General features: G+C 68.0%; 14 protein-coding genes and 1 tRNA gene. 9 read left to right on the top strand and 6 right to left on the bottom strand.

Annotated features, from left to right (window positions below; genetic code table 11):
• Nucleotides 1–127 precede the first annotated feature (127 nt).
• The 5 genes from topA (at nucleotide 128) to G7043_RS11620 (ending at nucleotide 7649) form a co-directional block, all read left to right on the top strand.
• The gene (gene topA / locus G7043_RS11640; RefSeq protein WP_166045561.1) at nucleotides 128–2896 is read left to right on the top strand and encodes a type I DNA topoisomerase; all 2769 of its coding nucleotides are present in this window, start codon (nucleotides 128–130) and stop codon (nucleotides 2894–2896) included.
• A gap of 31 nt (nucleotides 2897–2927) precedes the next feature.
• Nucleotides 2928–3350, top strand: a complete 423-nt coding sequence (locus tag G7043_RS11635; RefSeq protein WP_166045560.1) for a hypothetical protein — start codon at nucleotides 2928–2930, stop codon at nucleotides 3348–3350.
• A gap of 71 nt (nucleotides 3351–3421) precedes the next feature.
• Nucleotides 3422–5458 (top strand): bifunctional MFS transporter/dTMP kinase, encoded by a 2037-nt coding sequence (locus G7043_RS11630; protein ID WP_166045559.1) that lies wholly within the window; start codon nucleotides 3422–3424, stop codon nucleotides 5456–5458.
• Between the two features lie 24 nt (nucleotides 5459–5482).
• Nucleotides 5483–6679 carry a DNA polymerase III subunit delta' gene (locus tag G7043_RS11625; protein ID WP_166045558.1) on the top strand — a complete coding sequence of 399 codons (1197 nt, stop codon included), beginning with the start codon at nucleotides 5483–5485 and terminating at the stop codon, nucleotides 6677–6679.
• 49 nt (nucleotides 6680–6728) lie between these two features.
• Nucleotides 6729–7649, top strand: coding sequence for a toll/interleukin-1 receptor domain-containing protein (locus tag G7043_RS11620; RefSeq protein WP_166045557.1), 921 nt, complete (start codon nucleotides 6729–6731; stop codon nucleotides 7647–7649).
• Nucleotides 7650–7671: 22 nt separating this feature from the next.
• On the opposite strand, the gene G7043_RS11615 is transcribed toward G7043_RS11620, so the two are convergent.
• The 3 genes from G7043_RS11615 to G7043_RS48225 are packed head-to-tail and all read right to left on the bottom strand — an operon-like array spanning nucleotide 7672 to nucleotide 9346.
• Nucleotides 7672–8409 (bottom strand): IclR family transcriptional regulator, encoded by a 738-nt coding sequence (locus G7043_RS11615; RefSeq protein ID WP_166045556.1) that lies wholly within the window; start codon nucleotides 8407–8409, stop codon nucleotides 7672–7674.
• Complete coding sequence (locus tag G7043_RS11610) at nucleotides 8406–9131, bottom strand: SDR family oxidoreductase (protein WP_313887811.1); 726 nt, start codon at nucleotides 9129–9131, stop codon at nucleotides 8406–8408. Before G7043_RS11610 ends, G7043_RS11615 begins: the two co-directional genes overlap by 4 nt.
• Nucleotides 9128–9346, bottom strand: coding sequence for a hypothetical protein (locus tag G7043_RS48225; protein ID WP_242642105.1), 219 nt, complete (start codon nucleotides 9344–9346; stop codon nucleotides 9128–9130). The genes G7043_RS11610 and G7043_RS48225 overlap by 4 nt, the downstream gene beginning before the upstream one ends.
• Nucleotides 9347–9484: 138 nt before the next feature.
• On the opposite strand from G7043_RS48225, the gene G7043_RS11605 reads away from it, so the two are divergent.
• Complete coding sequence (locus tag G7043_RS11605) at nucleotides 9485–10693, top strand: glycoside hydrolase family 88 protein (protein ID WP_313887810.1); 1209 nt, start codon at nucleotides 9485–9487, stop codon at nucleotides 10691–10693.
• Here the strand turns inward: G7043_RS11605 and G7043_RS11600 are convergent.
• Entirely contained in the window at nucleotides 10647–12023 is a 1377-nt protein-coding gene (locus G7043_RS11600; protein WP_166045554.1) for a hypothetical protein, read from the bottom strand. The genes G7043_RS11605 and G7043_RS11600 overlap by 47 nt on opposite strands.
• Nucleotides 12024–12132: 109 nt before the next feature.
• Between G7043_RS11600 and G7043_RS11595 the strand changes: the two genes are divergently transcribed.
• Nucleotides 12133–12206, top strand: a tRNA-Thr gene (locus tag G7043_RS11595).
• A gap of 19 nt (nucleotides 12207–12225) precedes the next feature.
• Here G7043_RS11595 and G7043_RS11590 read toward each other — a convergent pair.
• Together G7043_RS11590 and G7043_RS11585 are read right to left on the bottom strand one after the other, a co-directional pair.
• A complete protein-coding gene (locus tag G7043_RS11590; protein WP_166045553.1) occupies nucleotides 12226–13818 on the bottom strand; it encodes a site-specific integrase in 1593 nt (530 codons plus the stop codon).
• Entirely contained in the window at nucleotides 13815–14624 is an 810-nt protein-coding gene (locus G7043_RS11585; protein WP_166045552.1) for a helix-turn-helix domain-containing protein, read from the bottom strand. Before G7043_RS11585 ends, G7043_RS11590 begins: the two co-directional genes overlap by 4 nt.
• An 81-nt stretch (nucleotides 14625–14705) precedes the next feature.
• Between G7043_RS11585 and G7043_RS11580 the strand changes: the two genes are divergently transcribed.
• Both G7043_RS11580 and G7043_RS11575 read left to right on the top strand, forming a co-directional pair.
• The gene (locus tag G7043_RS11580; protein ID WP_242642104.1) at nucleotides 14706–14867 is read left to right on the top strand and encodes a hypothetical protein; all 162 of its coding nucleotides are present in this window, start codon (nucleotides 14706–14708) and stop codon (nucleotides 14865–14867) included.
• Entirely contained in the window at nucleotides 14864–15241 is a 378-nt protein-coding gene (locus G7043_RS11575; protein ID WP_166045550.1) for a hypothetical protein, read from the top strand. The genes G7043_RS11580 and G7043_RS11575 overlap by 4 nt, the downstream gene beginning before the upstream one ends.
• The last annotated feature ends 31 nt before the right edge of the window (nucleotides 15242–15272 follow it).

The raw sequence follows: 15272 nt of genomic DNA, 5'->3' as shown, positions 1-15272 counted from the left end.
GGGCGGTCCGGCATGGTTGTGTCACGCTGTCTCGTCGTACAGGCGTCGCGGATGGTGTGCTTTTCGGCCGACGCTGGGCAACACTGGCGGGCCTGGGAACCGGGTTTGGAAGAGAGCGGGACGGCGAGTGGCTGGATCGACACGGACGAGAAAGAGCAGCGGAGGAGCGGGTAGCACCCGACGACTGGTGATCGTCGAGTCGCCCACGAAGGCGCGCAAGATCGCCTCCTACCTCGGCAGCAACTTCGTCGTGGAGTCCTCCAGGGGACACATCCGGGACCTGCCGCGCGGTGCCGCCGACGTTCCCGCGAAGTTCAAGGGCCAGGCCTGGGCCAGGCTCGGCGTGGACGTCGACCACGACTTCGAACCTCTGTACGTGGTCTCCGCGGACAAGAAGTCGCTGGTCACTGAGCTCAAGGAAGCGTTGAAGGACGTCGACGAGCTCTACCTCGCGACAGACGGTGACCGCGAGGGCGAGGCCATCGCGTGGCACCTGCTGGAGACCCTCAAGCCGAAGGTCCCGGTTCGCCGGATGGTGTTCCACGAGATCACCGAGTCCGCGATCCAGGCGGCCGCCGCGAACCCGCGCGACCTCGACCAGGACCTGGTCGACGCCCAGGAGACCCGGCGCATCCTCGACCGCCTCTACGGCTACGAGGTCAGCCCCGTGCTGTGGAAGAAGGTCATGCCGAAGCTCTCGGCGGGCCGCGTGCAGTCCGTGGCAACGCGTCTGGTCGTGGAGCGCGAACGCGAACGCATGAAGTTCGTGAGCGCGAGCTACTGGGACATCTCCGCGCAGATGGACGCCGGTGCGCAGGCCACGCCGCGTCAGTTCGGCGCGCGTCTCGTGGCCGTCGACGGCACGCGTCTCGCCACGGGCCGTGACTTCGGTTCGGACGGCAAGCTCACCGGCAAGGCCGACGTCGTCGTGCTGGACGAGCAGCAGGCCAGGGCCATCGCGAACGGGTTGCAGAACGCGCCGGTCAAGGTCGCGTCCGTCGAGGAGAAGCCGTACAGCCGCAAGCCGTACGCGCCGTTCATGACCTCGACGCTGCAGCAGGAGGCGGGCCGCAAGCTGCGGTTCTCCGCCGACCGCACGATGCGCACGGCGCAGAAGCTGTACGAGAACGGCTACATCACCTACATGCGTACCGACAGCACGACGCTGTCGGAGACCGCGATCAACGCCGCCCGCACGCAGGCCACGGACCTCTACGGCGCGCAGTACGTCGCGAAGGAGCCGCGCCAGTACACGCGCAAGGTCAAGAACGCGCAGGAGGCCCACGAGGCGATCAGGCCGGCGGGAGAGGTCTTCCGCACGCCCGGCCAGGTGGCCGCCGAGCTCGACGCGGACGAGTTCAAGCTCTACGAGATGATCTGGCAGCGCACGATCGCCTCCCAGATGGCCGACGCGCGGGGCAACACGACCAGCGTGCGCATCGTGGGTCGCGCGGGCACCGGCCAGGAGGTCACGTTCGCCGCGTCCGGCCGCACGATCACGTTCGCCGGCTTCCTCAAGGCCTACGTCGAGACCGTCGACGCCGAGGCCGGTGGCGAGTCGGACGACGCGGAGTCGCGCCTGCCGCAGCTGGTCAAGGACCAGGACCTGACGATCGCGGAGCTGTCCGCGGACGGGCACACCACCTCGCCGCCCTCGCGCTACACCGAGCCGTCGCTGATCAAGACGATGGAGGAGCTCGGCATCGGCCGTCCCTCCACCTATTCGTCGATCATCAGCACCATCCAGGACCGCGGCTACGTGTGGAAGAAGGGCGCCGCGCTGGTCCCGTCGTGGGTGGCGTTCGCCGTGGTCGGCCTGCTCGAGGGCCACTTCGGCCGTCTCGTCGACTACGACTTCACCGCCGCGCTCGAGGACGAGCTGGACGGTATCGCCGCAGGTCGCCAGCAGCGCACCACGTGGCTGTCCGGGTTCTACTTCGGCGGCAGCATCGGCCCGGACGGCTCGATCGGCCGCTCCGGCGGGCTGAAGAAGCTGGTCGGAACCGGTGTCGAGGACATCGACCCGCGCGAGGTCAACTCGATCCCGCTGTTCAGCGACTCCGAGGGCCGCACGGTCGTCGTGCGCGTCGGCCGGTTCGGGCCGTACCTGGAGCGCGAGGTCGACGGGGCCGCGCAGCGCGCGAACCTGTCGGACGACCTGGCGCCGGACGAGCTGACCGCGGAGATCGCCGAGAAGCTGTTCTCGACGCCGCAGGAAGGTCGCTCGCTGGGCACCGACCCGGTCTCGGGCAACGAGATCGTGGCCAAGGAGGGCCGCTTCGGCCCGTACGTGACCGAGGTGCTGCCCGATCCCGCGGAGAACGGAGCCGCGCCGTCGAAGGCGAAGGCGCCGAAGCCGCGCACCGGCTCGCTGTTCAAGTCGATGTCGCTGGACACGGTCACGCTGGACGACGCGTTGATGCTGCTCTCGCTGCCGCGCGTGGTGGGCAAGGACCCGGAGACGGGCGCCGAGATCACCGCGCAGAACGGCCGCTACGGCCCGTACCTGAAGAAGGGCACGGACTCGCGGTCGCTGACGGACGAGGCGCAGATCTTCACGGTCACGCTGGAAGAGGCCCTGAAGATCTACTCCGAGCCGAAGAAGCGCGGTCGCGCGGCCGCCGCACCGCCGTTGCGCGAGATGGGCAACGACCCGGTGTCCGGCAAGCCGATGGTGATCAAGGAGGGCCGGTTCGGCCCGTACGTCACCGACGGTGAGACCAACGGGTCGCTGCGCAAGACGGACAGCGTCGAGACGATCACCGACGAACGCGCGGCGGAGCTGCTGGCCGAGAAGCGCGCCAAGGGACCGGTCAAGAAGAAGGCTCCCGCGAAGAAGCCCGCGGCGAAGAAGCCCGCCGCGGCCAAGAAGGCTCCGGCGAAGTCCAAGAGCTGAGCCGCGGATGATTTCCGGCTAGGAGGTGGCGGTGCCGACGAACGAGTTCGGTCCGGACGGGACTCAGGCCCCGCCGCCTCCCAGGCTGTTCCCCGACCCGTTGGCGGGACTGGTGACGGCCGACACCTGGGTCACTCCTCAGTGGACTGGTGGGTACTCCACGTCACGTGTGTCGGTGCCTACACCGCCGACGCCGACGGAAGAAATGCGCCAGGCGATCTGGTCGGCGATGGAGCAGGAGCAGCGGCGGCCCCGCGGCCGGCGTCCGCGGACCCAACAGGCCCAGCAGCAACAGGCGCCGCAGCCGTGGGTGCCGGCGGCGCACATGCCTGTGCCGCAACAACAACAGCCCGCCAAGCAGTCCGGCGGGGTGGCCGCGTTCATCGGCTGCCTGGTCGTGATCGGTTTCTTCGTGCTGGTCCTGGTCAACATTCTTGGGGCGATCTTCAGCTAGCCGAGCTGAGAGTCCGGCAACGTCACCCACCTCATCCGGTTACGCTGATCCCACGGGTGGGCCGAGTAGGGGTGACTGAAATTCAGGACGCGGACACAGGAGCGACCGAGGCAGGCCAGACAGGGCAGGCCGAGTCCAGCGTGTCCACGGTCCACCGGCTGCGCTCGGTGCTGGCCATCCGGCCGTTCCGCCGGCTGTGGCTCGTCACCTACCTGTGCAGCGTTGGTGACTGGCTGTCACTGCTCGCGTTGACCGGTCTGGTCTCCGAGATGATGAACAGCTACCAGTGGCAGTCGTTCGCGCTGTCGCTGGTCGTGCTCACCCAGCTGCTGCCGGGCATCCTGTTCGCGCCCATCGGTGGCGTGCTCGCGGACAAGTTCGACCGCCGCAAGGTGATGGTCGTCTGCGACGTCCTGCGCGGCTCGCTGTTCATCTCGATCGCGCTGATCGGGTCGCCGATCTGGCTCTTCGTCGCGAACTTTCTGGTCGGCTGCTGCGCGATGCTGTGGATCCCGGCCAAGGAGTCGGCGGTCCCGAACCTGCTGCGCCGCCCGGACCAGGTGGAGTCGGCGAACCAGCTCGGCCTGGTGATGACCTACGGCATCTCCACGATCAGCGGTTTCGGCCTGTACTCGCTGATCGCGGGCATCCCCGCCTACCTGAACCTGCAGGGCGGGAACCTCGAGTTCAACATCGCGACCATCGCGGTGATCATCAACGGCCTGCTGTACTTCACCTCCGCGATCCTGATCGCGACCCGCCTGCCGGAGCTGTCCGGCCGGGTCGCGGCCAAGAAGAAGGAGGTCGACGCCGACAAGCCGGGCTTCGTCGCGATGTTCCGCGACGGCATCCGGTTCGCCGCCGCGACGCCGCTGGTCCGCGGCCTGGTGATCGGCATGATCGGCGCGTTCGCCGCGGCCGGTGTCGTGATCGCGACGGCGAAGCTCTACGCGCAGTCGTTGCTGGGCGGCGCCTCGACGTTCGGCCTGCTGTTCGTGGCCGTGTTCGTCGGCCTGGCGATCGGCATGGCGACCGCGCCGCGGCTGGCCCGGCGGCTCGCCTACAACCGGCTGTTCGGCGTCACGATCGTGGGTGCCGGCGTCACGCTGGTGATGGTCGCGCTGGCTCCACACCTGTGGATCGCGCTGCTCACGGTGGCGCTGGTCGGCACGTGCGCCGGCGTTGCGTTCCTGACCGGCCTGACGATCGTGGGGTCGCAGGTCGAGGACGAGATGCGCGGCCGCACGGTCGCGCTCATCCAGTCGTTGCTCAAGATCGTGCTGTTCGGTGCTTCCGCCGGTGCGCCGTTGCTGGTCGCGTTGCTGCAGAAGCGCACGGTCAGCGTCTTCGGCCACCCGATGGAGGTCGACGCGACCCGTCCGGTCATGCTCGGTGGCGCGGCGATCGCGATCGTCCTCGGTCTGGTCGCGTACCGGCAGATGGACGACCGCCGCGAGGAGCCGGTGCTGTCGTCGCTGTTCGCGGCGATCCGCGGCCGCCGGGCCACCAAGGGCCTGCTGATCGCGGTCGAGGGCGACACCCGCGAGGACACGTCCGTGCAGGCCCGCCGCCTGGCCGCCGCGTTGCGTGCCGAGGGCGTCGAGGTGCTGCTGGCCGCCGACCCCGAGCACGACGAACGCCGCCTGCGCACGATGCTGTCCTCCGTCGAATTGGCCGGCGTGCGTGCACAGGCTCTCGTAGCCGCCGCCGTCCGCGCCGATGTCGTCGAACGGCAGGTGCGCCCCGCTCTGGACGAGGGTTCCGTCGTCGTGATGGAGCGCTACGTCGACTCGCCGCTGGCGCACTTCACCGCGACCAGTTCGCTGGAACACCAGGAACTCGAAGGGCTGGTCGACTGGGCCACCGGCCGGTTGCGGCCCGACCTGACGATCCTGCTGGACCGCCCGGTCGCCGACGGCAAGGCGATCGGCCTGGAACACCACTGGCGCGTCCAGCGGCTGCTGAGCGAGATGGCCGCCGCCGACCCGGACCGCTACGTCGTGGTCGAGGCCGACGGTGACGCCGACGTCGTGGCCGACCGAGTCCGCTCCGCCATCCTGCCGCTGCTCGCGACCCGCAGGCGCGCGGTCCCCCAAGCCGCGGTCTGACCGTTCGCTGGAAGACTGCTACCCATGAGCGTGTGGGACGAGGTCGTCGGCCAGCCTGACGCGGTGGCCACGCTGTCGGCGGCCGCGGAGGCGGCGGCCATGATCGTTGCGGGCGGCACTCCCGCGCCCGGCGTGATGACCCACGCCTGGCTCTTCACCGGCCCGCCCGGCTCCGGCCGTTCGTCCACCGCGCGTGCGTTCGCCGGGGCTTTGCAGTGCGTGGTGACGGACGACCGTCCCGGCTGCGGCGAGTGCACCGGATGCCGGACGTCGTTGCACGGCACCCACGCCGACGTGCGGGTCGTGGCGCCCGAGGGGTTGTCGATCTCGGTCGCCGAGATGCGGTCGCTGGTCCAGATCTCCGCTCGCCGGCCTACCTCGGGGCGGTGGCAGGTGGTGATCATCGAGGACGCCGACCGGTTGACCGAGGGCGCAGCCAACGCTCTGCTGAAGGCTGTCGAGGAGCCGCCGGAGCGGACGGTGTTCCTGCTGTGCGCGCCTTCTGACCACCCGGACGACGTGTCGGTGACCATCCGTTCGCGCTGCCGGCTCGTGTCGCTGGGCTCGCCCCGGCCCGCTGCGATCGCGTCGGCCCTGGAGACGGTCGACGGGATCGCGCCGGAGATGGCCCAGTGGGCGGCTTCCGTCTGCGGCGGGCACGTCGGGCGGGCGCGGCGGTTGGCCGTGGACGAGCAGGTTCGTGGACGTCGTGAGGCCGTGCTGCGGATTCCGTTGGCGTTGCGGAAGCCCGCTGACGTCTTCACGTGTGCCGATGAGCTGATCAAGGCCGCGGAAGAGGACGCCTCCACGGCCAACGAGGCTCGCAACGAGGCTGAGCGGGAGGCCCTGGAAACCGCGATGGGGGCAGGGGGCACCGGCAAGGGGACTGCCGCCGCCACCCGTGGGGCCAAGGGGGCTTTGAAGGATCTGGAGAAGCGGCAGAAGTCCCGGGCCACCCGGACTCAGCGCGACTCGCTCGACACGGCTTTGGTGGACCTCGCCGGGTTCTACCGGGATGCACTGGTCGTGCACACGGGGTCCGAGGCCGCGTTGATGCATCCGGATCGGGCTTCGGACTCGCGGACCGCGGCTGCCCAGTGGTCGCGGGAGTCGATCCTGCGGCGGTTGGAGGCGGTGCTGGCCTGCCGGGAGGCGATCGAGGTCAACGTGAAGCCGCGCATCGCGATCGAGGCGATGGTCACGACGCTCCATCGGGGCTGAGCCACGCGCCGTGCTGATGTGAACGGGTCGTCCTCTACCCTCAGGCGGCATGGCATCGGATGGCCTGGACGACATCGAACTGTTCATTTCGCACGCGTCCGAGGACAAGGAAGGCTTGGTGCGCCCGCTCGCGCATTACTTGCGGCGCGCGAAGGTCAGGGTGTGGTACGACGAGTTCGAGCTGACCGCAGGTGACAGTCTTTCGCGCTCCATCGACAAGGGGCTCGCGATCGCGCGATACGGCCTGGTGGTCATCAGTCCGCACTTCGTCGTCAAACGCTGGCCCGAGTACGAGTTGCGCGGCCTGACCGCCAAGGAGATGGCCGGTTCGAACAAGGTCATCATTCCGCTGCTGCACGACATGTCGTCTGAGGATCTCCTCGGGTACTCGCCGACGCTGGCCGACAAGATCGCCATCTTCACGGCCGGAAAGTCGGTGCCGGAGGTTGCGGAGTCGATTCTGAAGGTGATCCGCCCCGAGCTGGCGGATCGCCTGTCGATGTTGCGAACGTTGTTGCACGGCAGCGAAGACGACGAACGCGAAGTGGTGCAGGCGAGGTTGGGGGATCTCCGGCCGTTGCGACCTGTGCCCGAACGGCTCCAGGTCGAGGGGCACCTCGTCATCCGGGTGAAGAACGTCGTGAACACCATGGGCGCGGCCGCACCAGGCGTCGTCGGCGATCTGACGACCTTCCTGATCAACCTCCACCAGGACTTCGATCCGGAACCGGAGCTGCGGATCTGGGAAGTCATGCAGTCGGTGTACCTGGAGACCTGTGCGCATTTCGAACTGGATGCCCGCGAAAAAGAGACACTGGTCAGGTTCTTGTTGGCGTGTTCACTCGGCTCGACTCCCTGGATGGAAAGTGAAGCGGAGAACCTTCCCGACGCTGCGGCGAGTCATGCCACGAGATGTTGGGATCGGTACCTGCGCATCGCGTCGACCGAGAACATCGTGTTGACACCCTGAGGCGAGTTCGCTGAGCCGCCGGTCAGACCCAGCCGAGTGCCGCTGACACCTCGTCCGCCGCCCGCAGCACCCGCGGCCCGAGCGCGATCATCTCGGGCAGCGAGTGTTCCAGCGCGAGCGCCGACGCCGACAGCCCGCCGATCACCGTTCCCGCGTGGTCCCGGATCGCGGCGCCCACGCAGCGCACGCCGACCTCGTTCTCCTCGTCGTCCAGCGCGAACCGCGACCGCCGAACCCGTGCCAGCTGTGACTTCAGCCGTGAGGACGAGGTGATCGTGCGCGGCGTGCGGCCCGGCAGGCCCACCCGCGTGATGTACGCGTCCAGTTCGGACGGGGAGAACGAGGCCAGCACGGCCTTGCCGATGGCGGTGCCGTGGGCCGGCAGCGACATGCCCAGGCGAGACGCCATGCGGTACGGCTTGTTGGCCTCGATCTTGTCCACGTAGACCAGTTCGTCGCCGAACAGCACGGCCAGGTGCACGGTGCACCCCGTGGATTCCTGCAGCGAGCGCAGGAACGGCCGTGCTCGCTCCACTGTGTCCAGAGGACGCAGCACCTTGCCGGCCAGGGCCAGTACCCGCGGGCCGGTCAGGTAGCCGTCCGAGCCCAAGGTGGCGAAGCCGCGGTCCACCATCGCCTGGAGCAGACGGTGGACCGTGGACTTCGGCAGGCCGGTGACGCGCGCGATGTCGGTGATGCGCGTGTGGTCGGCCAGGGCCTCCAGCACGGCGAGCGTTTTTTCGACGGCGGTATCGGTCATCTCGCCAGCCAGCCTCCATCGACCACCAGTACGTGTCCGGTCACATAATCGGACGCGCTGGACGAAAGGAACACCGCCGGGCCCACCAGATCCTCCGGGGTGCCCCAGCGGCCGGCCGGGATGCGGCCCCGGATGGCTGGTTCGCGGTCGGGGTCGGCGCGGAGCGGGGCCGTGTTGTTCGTTTCGACGTACCCCGGTGCGATGGCGTTGACCTGCACGTTCGATGCGGCCCACTCGTTGGCCAACAGCTTCGTCATGCCGACGAGCGCGTGCTTCGAGGCGGTGTAGGCCGAGACGAGGATTCCGCCCTGAAAGGACAGCAGCGACGCGATGTTGACGACCTTGCCGCCGCCGTTCGCGATCATCTGAGCTCCGCAGAGCTTCGAGATCTCGAACGCCGAGTCGAGGTTCACGGCCATCACCCGCTGCCAGTCCGCCAGCGAGACGTCCACGGCGGCGCCTCGGTGGATCGTGCCGGCGTTGTTGACGAGCACGTCCACGCGGTGTTCGGCGAGGACCGGTGCCAGCGCGGGTTCGATCGAGGCCGGGTCGGCGAGGTCGACGGAGACCGTGGCCAGAGCCGGAGCGACGTCGGCCAGGTCGCCGCGGCCCACCAGGATCAGCTGGGCACCCGCGTCGTGCAGGCCGCGGGCGATGGCTCGGCCGATGCCCGTGCGAGCGCCGGTCACCACGGCCGTCTTGCCTTCGAGGGAGAAGCTCACCGCAGCTCCGTCACGGCGACCGGGTCCGTGTCGTCGTAGGCCTGGTTCTCGCCGCCCATGGCCCAGACGAACGAGTACGAGTGCGTACCCGCTCCACTGTGGACGAACCACGACGGGGAGATCACGGCTTCTTCGTTGCGCATCAGCGGTGTGCCCGGTGACGGAGTCGCGCCACCGATGACGATGCGGTCTCCGTGCGAGTGCCTGATTTGCATCTGGGATGCCTTCCGATCGGGGCGACGGAGTGACACGATGTGCGCCGACCAACATGGAACTACGTTCCGTGGACTGGAACAAGCCTCCCGTCTCCACGCCGCCGGAGACGTGTTCAGGCTTATGAAAGGCGGCCTTTGGTGTACAAGCAGAACCCGGACCTCATGGCGTTCAGCCGCAGAACCCTGCTCGGTGCGGCCGCGGCGACCCCACTGTTGGCCGGAGAAGCGTCGGCTTCTTCCGGACGGCTTTTCCGCGAGTCGCTGGACTTCGCGTTGAAACGGCTGCGCCAGGTCGCGCCGAACGTCACCTCGTTCCCCGAGGAGACGAAGTTCGAGAAGTGGATCTACGTCAGTTCCGGCGGCTGGGTCGGCGGTTTCTGGCCGGGCATGCACTGGCTCGCGTACCTCGACAGCGGCGACGAGCAGTTCAAGACGTGGGCGGTGGAGTCGGCGCTGCGGTTGTCGCCGCGCCGCACCGACACGTCGATCCACGACCTGGGCTTCCTCTTCTACCCGTCGTGGGTGACCGCCTTCCGGCTCACCGGCGACGTCTCGTGGCGGGACGGCGCGGTGCAGGCCGCGTCGTCGTTGATCCAGCGCTACAACGACAAAGGCCGCTTCATCAGGGCGTGGGGAGCGCTCGGCACACCGGCGAACGCCGGCCGAGCGATCATGGACACGATGATGAACCTGGACCTGCTGACGTTCGCGTCGGAGCAGACCGGGGACCCGCGCTTCCTGGACGTGGCGGTCGCGCACGCCCTGACCACGCGCTCGAAGTTCATCCGCCCGGACGGGTCCACGCCGCACGTCTTCGACTTCAACCCGGACACGGGCGAGGACATCGGTCCCAACACGAACCAGGGCTACAGCCCGACGTCGTGCTGGTCGCGCGGACAGGCGTGGGGCATCTACGGTTTCACGACGATGTACCGGCGTACTCGCCGTCCCGAGTTCCTCGACGCAGCACGAAAACTCGCGGACTTCGCACTGGACGCCCTTACCCCCGACCACATTCCGGTGTGGGACTACCGCTCACCGTTGGCGCCCAACGACGTCAAGGACTCGTCGGCGGGCGCCATCATGGCGTGCGGGCTGATCGACCTGTCTCGCGCGTCGGGCCGTGCCTCCTACTACGTGGCTGCGTTGCGCATCCTGGAAGCGTTGTGCCGCACGTGTTTGACGACTCGTTCCGAACGACATGAGGCCATCCTGGCGCGCGGCACCCGCAACCGCCGCATCGAGACCGGCATCGAGGTCTCCCTGCCCTACGGCGACTACTACCTGATGGAGGCGTTGCTCAGGGTTCTGAAACCTCAGCGGATTTCGCGCGCGATCGGCCTCTGACCGGCAGCGCCGCGAAGATCACCACACCCGCGAGCAGCAGTCCCGTGCCGGTCCAGAACAGCGGAATCGACTGGTACGCGGCGTTGGTGTAGGCGAGCGGCGGCGCCTTCTGGGCAGGAGGCGCCGCCGGACCGCCCGGTTGCTCCGGCGGCTGGCTGGTCCCGCAGACCACGCCACCCTGCGGCGCCGCGGCCCGCACGATCTGCTCACCGAGCGAGACCTGCGCGAGCGCCGTCGGCAGGTTCGGCAACTTCAGCTTGTCCGTCGGCAACAGCTGCACGTCGAGCATCCGAGCCGTGGCCCCGAGCTGGAACCCGCTGAACCCGTTGCCGGTGAAGCCGGCCTTCTTCTCGTTGAGGCCGGCGATCTGCAGCTTGACGACGACCAGGTCGAGCAGCAGCGGGATGTCCAACGTCGGATGCGCGGCATCCAGCGTCCCGAGCTCCTTGCCGTTCTGGCTGACCTTGAGCACCGGCGCCGTGTAACTGATCTTCGACGTCTTCTCGTCCCCGGTAGCCGTGGCCGTGAGCGTCGGCGGGCTCACGACATCGATCTTGATACCGCCCGCGATCTCGACGCTGACCGCCCGCATCGTCGAGGTCGACTCGACCGCCTTGTTCTTGCTGCCCGGCAGGTCGACGAGCTTCACGTTCGAGCTCGCCTCGAACGCGTCCGGAACGCTGATGAGGCTTTTGGACGGCAACGGCACCTCAGCCGGCAACGCGCTCAGCACCTCAAGCCCGGCCAACGAGGTCCTGGCGGTGGCCAGCGGACTGACGCACGGCCCCAGCTTCTCGTCCCACCGCGCATGCACGCTGCCGTTGAGCACCTTGAGCTTGCCGAGCGGAGTCTCGGGAATCGGCAGCCCACCATCGGTCGGCTGCGGGTTGTCCGGAATCGCCGTCTGCACGAGCGTCCCCGGCGACTGCGGCGACCGCCCCGCCACCGCGAACCCGAACGGGTTGGCCTGCGTGACAACCCGCTCGGTGCTCAGAAACGCCTCGGTGTTGACCTGAGCACTGGCCAGCCCGAACCCGAACTCGGTGACCGACTGCTTGGGCAACTGCTCACCGAGCCCCGGCAGGATCGTGTTCGTAGGCACCCCCTGCGGCCCGAGCCGGACCATCGCCAGCCCGGTACCGGCATCCCCAACAGCATGCGCAAGCGGTTGCGGCCCGTTCGGCGCCGACGCGGGCGGCTGGTTCGGGTCACGTGGCCCAGGCACCGGCGTGGTGGGAGGCTGCGCGAGCGCGGGTGCCGCCACGAGCGCCGGCGCGGAGACGAGCGCGAGCAGCAACCCGGCCAGCGGCGCGGACAACGAACGGCGCATGAACCCACTCCTCGGCGGTTAGGAGACGGTGACGTCGGTCACGGTCCGTACAACGAAGGCGACCCCCGTGAGTGACGGGTCTTCGGGTCAGCTATAGTTATCGCGTCTCGCCGCCTTAGCTCAGTCGGCCAGAGCGGCTCACTCGTAATGAGCAGGTCATCGGTTCGATTCCGATAGGCGGCTCGGTGAGATAAGACCCAGGTCAGGCTTCCTGACCTGGGTCTTTCTTTTGCCCCAGGTTCGTGACGAGTTGTAGAGCAGCGCTGCTCTGGGCCTCGTGTGTGCCCGAAGTGTGCCCATCGGTCCCGGTGGACCTGCGTGGGACGAGTTTGGCCGCTGCTTCGGCGGCCCGATGAGCGACCTCGGGGAGAACGCTCGTGTAGATGTCCGACGTGATCGTGATGGAGGAGTGGCCGAGCATTTCCTGCACGGTCTTCATGCCCGCACCACCCGCAAGCGTGAGCGTTGCCGCACCGTGCCGCAGGTCGTGCAGTCTGATCGGTGGGAGGCTCGACGTCCGCACGATCTTCTCGAATGCTTCGGACACCTTGCCGGGGTGTAGCAGCGTCCCGTTGGCTTCGGTGAACACGCGGCCCGTGTTGATCCAGGCCTCGCCCCACTCCAACCGCTCGGCTGCCTGCTGCGCCTTGTGCGTCCGCAGGACCTTGACCGTCTCGGCGTCCAGTGCGACGACTCGCGCGCCGCTGGACGTCTTCGGGTCTCCCTCCTCGACGTCCCAGCCGTCGAGGACGAGCTGAGTCGCGACCGTCGCCGTCTTCGCGTCGAGGTCGACGTCTGACCAGCGCAGCCCGCACCCCTCTCCCCGACGCAGGCCCCGGAACGCGATCAGGTGGTACAGCCCGTACAGCCTGTCCTCGTGCACCAGGTCGAGGAACTCGCCCGTCTGTTCTGGAGTCCAGACCATGACCGGTGATGGCTTCTCTCCGGTCCGCTGCCACTGCTCGACGCGCTCGGCGGTCCACACCAGCGCCTTGGGGCGCTTGCCTGGCTCGACCTCGACGTGAGCAGCCGGGTTGAACGTGATGATCTGCTGCGCGATCGCGTCGTTCAGCGCTGCTCGCAGCGTCGCCCGGAGCTTGAGCTGTGCCGCAGGTCCGGTCGTCCTGCGAAACGGCGGCATCTCCCGAAGCTGTGCCCGAAACGCGCGCTGCTCGGCTCGTTTCGTGGCCTGCTTGCGCGCGTCGTCGACTGCCCGGCGTGCCGCGTTGGCCGCGACGATCTCGTCGTTGTTCTCCTCGATCTTCGCGAACATCTCGTTCAGGTGGCTGACCCGAAGCCTCGTCACCGGGATGTGCCCGATGAGCGGCCTGAGGTGCACCCTGATCGCCGACTCGTAGTGCCTGCGACTCGTCTTGCGGATGCGCTTGCCCGGCAACCACTCGTCGAGCCATTCCCCGACCGTCATCTTGCTGACGAGGCTCTGCCCGGTCCTGAGTCGACGCTTCGTCTCGTCGTAGTCCGGGATCGGCTGCTTGTTGTCCGCCGCAACCTGTGCGAGCAGTGCGGCGACTGCCTCACGGCCCTCTTCGTCGTCCTTCTCCGGGATGGCGAGGAGCGCGCGAACCTTGTCGAGATCGGCCTGCGCTGCCTCGGCGGTCGCGTACCCAGAACGGCGGAACAGTCGACGTTCACCGTCCGCTGTAGACGGGAGTTCCTGACGGATTGCGACTGTCCCGTGCCCCTTCTTCCTGGCGTTGGGGCAGAACTTGCCGTACTGCTTGCCCGTCTCGGGATCGCGGCAAGCGCAACGTCGTGTGACGCTTCCTGCTTTCACTGATTGGTGCCCTTCCTATCGAGTTGGTCGAGTTCTTCGTTGGTCGGTGGGGTGATCCCGAGCCTGCGGATCGCGCGACGCACATTGATCAGGTCACGCTCGATGACCTGCGCGCGGTAGAGGTCTTCGCCGTCTGCCTCGATCAATCGCGCTTGGCGCGACTCGGGAGACTGCGCGAGTTCGGCGAACCTGTGCGCGTTGATCGCTCGCTGCTCGGACTCAACCCAAGCCCTGGTCAGCCGTTCGTGGTTGCGCAGGAGATCGAGCTGTTCGTGGTTGTCCTTGGGTTCCTCCTCGTACCACTCGTAGAGACCGGTCGCGGGGTCGTATTCGCCGCCGCCCTTGGGCTTCACCGGCTGACGACCTTCGCCGCTGAACCACCGGATCGCGTACCAGGGGTGTGCCTTCTCGGCGGGGGACCAGGTCACGTCGGTTTCGTTGCGTACCGGGAAGAGCAGCACGACCGGGGGCACCAGGAGCGCCCTCGCGATCACTGCCAACTCATCCACGGTGACGCCGCGCCGACGTCGGCCGTTCTCGTCCAGTCGGCCGGTCTCGATGCTGGTGATGGCCGCGAAGGTCAGCCAGTCCGCGCCGAGTTCCTGGCACCGTTCGGCGAGCTGCTTGCGAGTCCACCCGTGGCGATTGCGGTGCCACTGCATCTCGCGTGCCACCGTGTCGCTCATCTCGTGCACTGCGCCCTCCACGTTCATCTGCTTGCACTCTTCAGGCAAGATCGGTAGCGTCCGATCTTGCCTGACAGGCCAATACTGACACAACCAAAGTGCAATCTGCAACATCGGCATTGCGAACGGAGTTCTTGAGTGACTGCTTCTGGGGGCATGAGTAGGCGTGAGCTTCTGGAGTTGCCGCCGTCTGTCGACCTGGTGACCGCTGGCCGAGCGCTCGGCATCGGCCGCACAAAGGCCTACGAACTGGCACGCGCGGAGGACTTCCCGGCGCGTGTGCTCCGACTCGGCAACACCTACCGCGTCGTGACCGCCGATCTACTGCGCCTGCTCGGCGTGGAGGAGGACAACGCGGCGTGACCTACACGAGCAAGGGCGGCGACTCCCCGGCAGGAGTCACCGCCCAGCACAACAACGCAACTGCTCCCAAGCGTACTTCGACCGTCTACGGCGTACTGGCACTACACATCAGCGACCTGTCCATGTCTCCTGCGATCCCAACGGGGGTGCGCGTGCGGGTCCACCTGGGCCGTGAGCGCTGGTTCGACGCCTCGACCCTGCAACGGCTCGCTCACCTGACATGGCCTGCGCGCTTCGTCGAGGTCGAGGGCGACGACACGAACGCGATTCGTGAGGTCGTGCAGTATCTCGACCGGGCACGAGCACGCCAGGAGGCCGCCGAGGCTGCGCACGTCGAGCACATGGCCCGATGGGGCCTCGGCGGTGTCGCTTGACGCTGACAGCACACCCGCCTGAAGTAGGGAA

The organism is Lentzea alba (assembly GCF_011067745.1).
GTDB classification, from domain to species: Bacteria; Actinomycetota; Actinomycetes; order Mycobacteriales; family Pseudonocardiaceae; genus Lentzea; species Lentzea alba.
Note: the sequence above shows the minus strand (reverse complement) of the source record. Positions and strands in the feature narration are given on the sequence as shown.